The sequence below is a fragment of the SAR202 cluster bacterium genome (genome assembly GCA_009392515.1).
Taxonomy (GTDB): Bacteria; Chloroflexota; Dehalococcoidia; order Lucifugimonadales; family UBA6952; genus UBA6952.
In genome coordinates, this window is sequence record VFGE01000017.1 from 1 (window position 1) to 6,293 (window position 6,293).

6 protein-coding genes are annotated in these 6,293 nt (G+C 35.0%); 4 read left to right on the forward strand and 2 right to left on the reverse strand.

The features are described 5' to 3' along the window. Window positions 1–613: alpha-ketoacid dehydrogenase subunit beta (locus FI695_01135; GenBank protein MQG50568.1), on the reverse strand; the 613-nt coding region annotated here is incomplete at its 3' end. Between the two features lie 11 nt (window positions 614–624). Further along, entirely contained in the window at window positions 625–1,668 is a 1,044-nt protein-coding gene (locus tag FI695_01140) for a thiamine pyrophosphate-dependent dehydrogenase E1 component subunit alpha (GenBank protein ID MQG50569.1), read from the reverse strand. Window positions 1,669–1,824: 156 nt separating this feature from the next. Between FI695_01140 and FI695_01145 the strand changes: the two genes are divergently transcribed. The 4 genes from FI695_01145 to FI695_01160 form a co-directional block, all read left to right on the forward strand. Continuing rightward, window positions 1,825–2,007 (forward strand): hypothetical protein, encoded by a 183-nt coding sequence (locus FI695_01145; protein MQG50570.1) that lies wholly within the window; start codon window positions 1,825–1,827, stop codon window positions 2,005–2,007. Window positions 2,008–2,109: 102 nt separating this feature from the next. Beyond that, window positions 2,110–5,172: a leucine-rich repeat domain-containing protein gene (locus tag FI695_01150; GenBank protein MQG50571.1), complete on the forward strand. Its 3,063-nt coding sequence runs from the start codon at window positions 2,110–2,112 to the stop codon at window positions 5,170–5,172. Window positions 5,173–5,222: 50 nt separating this feature from the next. Beyond that, window positions 5,223–5,897, forward strand: a complete 675-nt coding sequence (locus FI695_01155; protein ID MQG50572.1) for a PH domain-containing protein — start codon at window positions 5,223–5,225, stop codon at window positions 5,895–5,897. A gap of 48 nt (window positions 5,898–5,945) precedes the next feature. Next, window positions 5,946–6,293: hypothetical protein (locus tag FI695_01160; GenBank protein MQG50573.1), on the forward strand; the 348-nt coding region annotated here is incomplete at its 3' end.

Consider the following 6,293-nt stretch of genomic DNA (forward strand, 5'->3'; position numbering starts at 1 on the left):
TATAGGTAACTGCCCGTTTTATATCAGCCTTACGGATAGGTATCGTATAATCTCCTTCTGGAACTTCGCCACGTACAAGCCTATAGGTTTTTTTGTGTTCAAGGAAAACAACAGGGTCATTATCTCTAATCGCAGATTTTAAAAGACCTTTCGTATCATAAGGATTTGAAGGAGTAACAACTTTGAGACCTGGTGTATGAGCAAAATACGCTTCAACACTTTGTGAGTGATATAACCCACCTCTAATACCACCACCATATGGAGCCCGAATAACCATAGGTAATCCTACACTACCTTTTGTTCCATATCTGATACGTGCTGCTTCTCCTATTATTTGATTGACAGCAGGCCATATAAAATCAGCAAATTCAATTTCAGCTATTGGACGTAAACCTTTAATTGCTGTACCAATTGCAATTCCAGCAATTGATGCTTCAGCTAAAGGGGTGTCAATAACTCTAGATTCACCAAATTCTTCAACAAATCCTTGAGTCGCTAGAAAAACTCCACCTCTTGCTCCTATGTCTTCCCCCATAATTATCACATTTTGATCTCGGATCATTTCTTCGTGCATAGCTTCGTGTACAGCTTCAATAACAGATTTTATTGCCATAATTAACCTCTTTACTCCTCACTGTAAACATGTTCATAAAAATCGTCAGCTTTAGGGAAAGGAGCTGCTTCAGCAAATTCAGTTGCTGCATTAACTTCTTTCTTCGCATCATTTTCGAATTCTTTATTTTGTTCTTCAGATAGAATTCCATTTTTCATTAATTTATCTTTAAGTAATTTTAAAGGGTCATATTTTTTAGCTTCTTCTACTTCTGACATATCACGATAACGAGTATCATCATCATCACTGGTATGAGGCATGTATCGTTCAACTTTAGCTTCAACCAATGTAGGTCCTTCTCCCTTAAGGCAACGATCTACTGCCTCTTTCATAACTTTAAAAACTTGGAGAGGGTCAGTTCCATCAACTGCAATGCCCGGCATACCATAGGCTGCGCCTCTAATAGCTATGTCCTCGATAGCCATTTGTTTAGATATTGGTACCGATATAGCATATTTATTATTTTCGCAGAAGAATATTATTGGTAGTTTATGAATGGCTGCAAAATTCATAGCTTCATGAACTTCACCTTGACTTGCACCACCATCACCAAAGGTTGTTATAGTAACTGTTTTGTCATTTGTAACTTTGGAAGCTAAAGCATGGCCTACTGCATGAGTAACTTGAGTGCTTACGACATTTGAAAAATTATAGAGACCTAATTCAGGGATTGCTCCTTGGTTAGCGAATTGCCTAGAACCACTAAATGGTTCTCCTTCTTTTGCAAGAAATCCACACAAGGTTTCTACTGGTTTAACTCCGGCTGAAATTACCATAGCTAAATCTCGATAATATGGATAATAAGCTGCATTTGGAGCTGTTCGTAAAGCCCAAACTGCACCCATTTGAGCAGCTTCGTGACCTTGGCAGGATGCTACAATTGCTGCTTTGCCTTGTCTATTCATCATCCATATTCTTTCATCTAATGTTCTAATCAGTAACATATTGGAATAAATTTCAAGTAAGTCCTCTTGAGTTAAACCTAACTTAGCAAGTTCAGGAGCGGAATATAAGTCTCCTGTAGTTTTCTTTTTATTTCCACGGGTTGTTGCCATAGTTTAATCTCCTTAATAGCCTAGTACATACAAGACTTTAATGGTTGCCTACAAGAATTATACAGTATCCGGAAAAAGAATCACAACAGATTAGGTGGTAAAACAATATAAAAAACATTAAAGTATATATATAAACTTATCGTTCGGATGGGAATTATGGAGAAAATTAAGTATAGTTTATTTGTGTTTTCACTAATAGCACCATCGTTAGCCGCTGTTATATATTTAAGTGCTTCACTTGCTACAATAAATATAGAAAACAGAATCAATAATTCCTCACAACTCGTAGAAGAAGAATTATGGGAATCAACAGCCCTACTTTTATGCCCCCTACACTAATAAAGCTTAAACACCTAGTTTACTTACGGTTCTCTGGTTTTTTATGTCTACAAATTTTCTTATGTTTGTAGTATATTTGCTACTTAGAACTGTTCTACAGAAATGGACCATTATATGAATATTTTTAATACTTACGATAAGAACATTATCACTTTTGTATTTTTCGCACTGTTTTCTCTATTACTGTTTTTCCATATGCATACGGGGAGCATTGTTCACGCCCAGCCAAGTGGCGAGGTTGTTAATTTTCCCGATCGTCAGTTCGAAATTGCTGTACGTGAACAAATTGGCAAAATGAGTGGAACAATTGATTCTTCAGAATTAATGTTCCTTGATGAACTAGAGTTAGAAAGCAGAGGAATACGTGATCTTACAGGTATTGAGTATTTTCCAAACCTCGATAATCTTCGCGCAAGTAACAATAATATTACAGATTTAAGTCCTTTGATCGGACATCCAAGTATCCGAATCGTAAATTTGGGAGACAATCTTATTTCTGATCTATCTCCATTGGCACAAATACCTAACCTTGAATGGGTCTATTTATGGAACAATAGAATTTCGGACCTGTCTCCTTTAAAGGGAACTCAAATTCGCACACTATACCTCAACAATAATATGGTTAGCGACTTATCTCCAATAGCTGAAATGAATAGATTAGAAGATTTGGGGATTTCAGAAAATCCAAGCATCAATAATGTTGAAATGTTACAACCTCTTACCAATTCAACAATTGAACGACTTGATCTTGACGGACTGCGTATAAGATCCCTTGGACCTATTACAACTATGCTCAATCTTAAACGTCTAGATATCAATGGCACACAAATTACTGATATCGCTGGAATTGATAAACTTACAGGTCTTGAAGATCTTAGTATTTCAGGTTTGAGGTTAAACGATTACAGCCCTATAAAAAATCTCCCCTTCTTGGAATGGTTATCTATCAGTAACACTAATTGGACCACCGAACAAATAAATAATCTAGTTTCTCCTGGAAGTTTTCAGTATTTAAAAGGACTTACATGCTACCAATGTAATCTAACAGATATATCTTTTGTAAAAAATCTTCCTTATATTGAACGACTAGAACTTTTCGATAATAAAATTTCTGATATTTCACCCGTTTACGATTTACAATATCTGAACTCTTTAACATTAGAAAGAAACCAAATTCGAGATATTACTGGTTTTGCAGAAATGATAGGTTTTGGTTACGACTCATACATAAGAGTGTATGATAACCCATTAACAGCAGAGTCTATTGAAGTAGCAAGGAATATGGAAAGTCGTGGTGTTTTCATAGAATATCCACAATTTGCAACACCAACCCCCACACCATTACCAACACCTACACCCACGCCTCCAGCTAACGCAGTACTCTTTAATGATTACAATTTGGAAAAAGGTATCAGGAAAGAAGCTGGCTTAGGGCAAAATGGCTATATTTTGAGGAAAGATGTTGCTGAAATAACTCGGTTAGAATTAGATAATCTTTCCATATATGATATTTCTGGAATAGAACAACTACCAAATCTTACCAACTTAAGGCTTCCAAACAATAATATCACTGATATTTCTCCTCTTAAGAATGCAAAGAAATTAAAAAAATTAAAGCTGAATAACAATAGTATACGAGACCTATCCCCATTATATGAATTGAAACTAGAAAAGATTGATGTTTTTGGAAATAATATTTCAGACCTTAATTTGAATCCTGCAAATCTCAAACACATAATAGACTTAAATATTGGTGACAATAATTTTAATGATGCAAATCAATTGTTTGAAGTTCTAGGCCAACTCGAAAATGTACAGAAACTAGGGCTCTTTAATATTGAGCCTATGGATAATCTAGGATGGATGTCTAATGGAGTTTTTAACACTGATTCTGGTGAAGAAGGTTTATGGAGACTTAATATTATCGGCACTTCAATAACTGATATATCGGACTTATCATCTCTTTCTAATTTCACTGATGGTATATCAGTTGAAGGAGAAGAACCAAGATTTGCTTACAACAGTGAATGTTTGAGTGATGAATCTAAAGAAAAGGTACAAAGTTTTAAAATTGACACCAATGACATGCCAGATCCTAATAATTGTGGATTTCATAACACAACTTCCAGTAATCAAAACTTTAACAACAATCAAAACTTTAATAACAATATAGGTTTCCCAACTTTTAACGGTGGTAGCTTCTTTCAAGATCCTCAATTAGAACAAGCAATTATGCAAGAAGTGGGATTTTCTTATGCCATGTTAAGTGACTTAAATGCACTTAGCGGTATAAATTCGATTAATTTGTCTGGGAGACAAATTTATAGTCTTGAAGGTATTCAAACTTTGATGAATTTGACAGAAATAGATATATCAAACAATAACATTGAAGACCTATGGTGGTTAGAGCCATTATATAATTTGGAGCATATAAATATATCTAACAACCCTATCTATGATATCGGAATGTTACGTAACTTCCCACGATTACGATGGTTAGATATGAGTAGAATAAATAACAATAATTTATGGGATTTAACTGGAGGCAACCTAGGTAGCAGCCTTGAAACATTGATTGTCTATCAATCTGGAATAGATGATAGTCATATGGATGCTTTAACCAACCTTTATAATTTACGTGAATTTATTGCACCAGAAAACAATATATCTCGAGTTGATTCCCTTCGTGGATTAAACAACTTTGCAAATGGCGGGCAAATTATATTGAGCAATAATGGAATTTATGATTTAGGCCCTCTATATGACAATCCAAGTTTATGTTGTGGCCTTATATTAGAAATTATGAACAATCCTCTTAATCAAAATTCTTATGACAATATTGCAAATGAATTACGACGTCGAGGAGTAGAAGTTATTCTAGGAGAAGGTCAATATACGAACAATCAAAATTATAGTAATCAAACATCAACCACTTTTTTGGGAACTGATATTGGGTATACTGGTGGTGGAGACGGAACTTCATTTTTCTATGAAGAAGAAGGAAACAGTAGAGGGTTTTTATTCAATGTTGATAGTACCCCAGAATGGGCAACCAGCTTGGGTTTGAATGACCTTAACACACTACTCGACCCAACAGTTATTGCGATATTTGGTATATTTATAACTCTTTTGGGAACTGTTGCCCAAATGGCAAGAGGAAGATAATTTATTAATATTAATGTATAATGTTTAAAAACTTGTAATGGGAGAATCAAATGAGCGTTTTAATAGGAGCAATAAAAGCATTATTTCGAATGTTGAAAAGATTAATTGCAACAGCCTTTGTTTCAGCACCTTTCCTAGGTGGAGGAGGTTACTCCTGGATTGAAGAGATATTACCTCAATGGGCTGCATTCTCTCTTATGGGTGTTGGAATATTCCTTTTGATGTTTGGAACTTATGTCAGTCTTATGTCGGCTTTCCCCACACCTTCACTAGTTGCCGGTGAAAGCGTCCTTGTACAAAGACGTCCAAGCATGAAACCTGCTTTTGCAAGAATGTTTATGGGTTTTCCAATAATATGTGTTGCAGTTTATATGTTTGGATATACCATGCTTCCTTATCTATATCCTTCAGTAATTTTAATTATAGGTTTATTTTATTTCTTTAAAGGAACAATGAAGTACCTAAGAAACTTACACTTAAGTTACACTGTTACAGACAGAAGAGTTGTACAAATGTATAAGTTCCTTACTTTAAATACTGCCGAACTTCCTGTTGCAAGATTAATTTCAATCTCTGAAAGCCGTAACTTTTTTGAATTATTAACTGGGCGAGGTAGTGTCATAGCAGCAAGTGGTATTGGGCGTGATCAAACTATCAAAATGGAAGAGATAGATAACCCTGCACCAGTCGCAGAAACACTACGTGGATTGCTTAACGCCGCATAATAACAGTGTTTAAAACAAATTTAATGCATTTTCACTGATAAGGTTATAATGATAAACATCTACGCTTCGAAAAATATTGGCCAGAGATCACTTAATACCTTTTTTTTCATACTTATTACTATAATTTTCTATAGTTATTCTTTTTCAGCCACAGTCGAAGCTGGTTATTCAGAACAACCACAATCATTGGTAGCAATAGAAGATCCTGTTCTAGAAAACTGGATACGTAACCGTTTAAACAAACCTAATGGTGAAATAACAGCAAGTGATTGGCTGGGTATAACAGAAATTGAACTTGAAGAAGCAAATCTTACTAGTTTGGCAGGGTTAGAAAATGTAACAAATCTAACAAGGGTATATGTTCGTGACAATAGAATTACAGATCTACCCCCATTA

Coding starts and splice junctions, on each gene's coding strand:
- FI695_01150 (MQG50571.1), top strand. CDS start 2,110: ATGGACCATTATATGAATATTTTTAATACTTACGATAAGAACATTATC.
- FI695_01145 (MQG50570.1), top strand. CDS start 1,825: ATGGAGAAAATTAAGTATAGTTTATTTGTGTTTTCACTAATAGCACCA.
- FI695_01155 (MQG50572.1), top strand. CDS start 5,223: ATGAGCGTTTTAATAGGAGCAATAAAAGCATTATTTCGAATGTTGAAA.
- FI695_01140 (MQG50569.1), bottom strand. CDS start 1,668: ATGGCAACAACCCGTGGAAATAAAAAGAAAACTACAGGAGACTTATAT.